Annotated in this window: 3 protein-coding genes; 1 reads left to right on the top strand and 2 read right to left on the bottom strand. The window is 42.2% G+C overall.

Annotated features, from left to right (window positions below; translation table 11 throughout):
- Positions 1-459 (top strand): iron-containing alcohol dehydrogenase (locus OEX01_09695; GenBank protein MDH5449256.1); only part of this gene is annotated, 459 nt, incomplete at its 5' end.
- On the opposite strand, the gene OEX01_09690 is transcribed toward OEX01_09695, so the two are convergent.
- Together OEX01_09690 and OEX01_09685 are read right to left on the bottom strand one after the other, a co-directional pair.
- Positions 460-1,020: a thymidylate kinase gene (locus tag OEX01_09690; GenBank protein MDH5449255.1), complete on the bottom strand. Its 561-nt coding sequence runs from the start codon at positions 1,018-1,020 to the stop codon at positions 460-462.
- A gap of 4 nt (positions 1,021-1,024) precedes the next feature.
- Positions 1,025-1,732, bottom strand: a complete 708-nt coding sequence (locus OEX01_09685) for an SEC59/DGK1/VTE5 family protein (protein MDH5449254.1) — start codon at positions 1,730-1,732, stop codon at positions 1,025-1,027.
- Positions 1,733-1,838 lie beyond the last annotated feature (106 nt).

The following is a 1,838-nucleotide window of genomic DNA, read 5'->3' as shown; positions in this document are numbered from 1 at the left end:
GAGAAGATGCATAATGCAGCCACCATGGCTGGCATAGCCTTCGGCAACTCGCAAGTAGGCATCGCTCACGCCATGGGTCACTCCTTTGGTGCCATCTTCAAAGTCTCACACGGCAAAACTGTAGGTCTTTTCCTCTCGTACTCAATTGAGTACAGTGCAATAGAAGCTGTGGAAAGATACGCTGATATCGCCAGAGCAATCGGCATTGAAGCCAAAACAGACGAAGAAGCAGTGGAAAAGCTGCTCGAAGCCGTCAGGAGGCTTAATCGTGAGATGGGGGAACCCGCTTCCATCAAGGAACTGGGGATAAGTAGGGAGGATTTTGAGAAGAGACTAGATGATTTAGTGACAAGAGCAGCGAATTCATCTTGCACCTTTATGAATCCACGGGTCCCAGATGTGGAGGACACCAGAAAGCTCTTCCTTTACGCCTTTAAAGGAAAGGAAGTGGACTTCTAGCTACAGTGATTGTCTAATCTCTTTTTCAACTTCGTTTATGGGTTTGTTTGCATTTGTAATTGTCCATTTGTTCATTGAAGCTAAGTCAAGTGCTTTACGTCTAATTCGTTTCAATTCCTCCAAGCTTTCAAACATTTCACGTCTATTACGCGTTAGCTGTATTCTTCTGTAAGCTTCTTCTGGGCTAACGTCGAGAAAAAACATGAAATTTGATGTTGGTACAATGGAAGCGAAGAAGCGATAGGCAATTATATGCAAGGGTGACGGTAAATAAGCGGTTCCCATCAAGTAACGGACAAGAATCACGTAGTCATATCTTCGCCATGAATAAAGCAAAATTGAACGGATAACATCGAGCATGTAGAAGAAGGCAGCTGCGAAATGCGCGCTTTTTCCTTTCAAATAAAGAAACTGTTTAGCTTCAAATCCGAAAAAATTGTCATCTGAAGGATGAAAACGCAGAAAAACAGTTTTCCCATGACCTCTAAGGAAATTGTAGAGCTTAAGCGCTTGAGTGCTTTTTCCCGAGGCATCCAGTCCATCTATGACTATGAAAACCAATTGTTCAAATGCCTCCACTCAACAATAGGAAGGTTAAAGCACTGAAGGCTGGCACGGTTAAATTGTCAAAACCCGTGGGTGAAAAACTTTCAACCAAGGTTGCTACGGTGGCGGCTGCAAGAGCTGGAAATATTTTTTCAAAAACTGAAAATGGATATAGAGCAGAAAAGAGAATTAGGCTAATTGTAAGACTGAGAAAACTGGCAGAAAACATTGCTGCTGAACCTTCTAGACTTTTGTCTGCAACAAGTTTGTATCTTCTTCTGCCGTGTCTTTCACCCACTATTGCAGCTACACTATCGCCATAAGCCATAGGCAAAATGCCCGCAGCAATAACGTATGGCTGAGAAGCGAAGAACAATGCTAGAAGAGTGTAGGAAACAGCGTAAAAAATAAGTCCTAAATGATGACCTTCCTCAGTTATATCTACAAGTCCCTTCAACCTTTTGCCAACATTCTCAAACGGAGAGTAAGGCGACGCAAAAAACGTTACCAATATGAATGGAGCAGCAACCAGAGCTGGATAAATATTCGATGTGAAAAATGGGATAATGAATGGAAGGTTTCCAATCATTGCGTGTAAGAACTTACGAGAAGCCTTTTGCGAGATATGTAAAGGTTTATCCATTTTGCTTGAGACGAAGATTATGAGCAATATGTAAACATAGCAGAGAAGCATCAGAAGAACATTCGCGAAAACTTTGCTAAACATCTGCTTCCCTCACGGCACCAGTGACAAAGGCTACCAACGGAATGAATCACAAAGAAACAAGGTTTATGCGCAAGTGCGCATAGCATACTCTATTTCTTACAATGTT

The sequence above is a fragment of the Candidatus Bathyarchaeota archaeon genome, assembly GCA_029882535.1.
Classification (GTDB): Archaea; Thermoproteota; Bathyarchaeia; order Bathyarchaeales; family SOJC01; genus JAOUKM01.
The sequence above is the reverse complement of the archived record's forward strand: the minus strand, read 5'-3'. Positions and strand labels throughout refer to the sequence as shown.

Coding starts and splice junctions, on each gene's coding strand:
- OEX01_09685 (MDH5449254.1), bottom strand. CDS start 1,732: ATGTTTAGCAAAGTTTTCGCGAATGTTCTTCTGATGCTTCTCTGCTAT.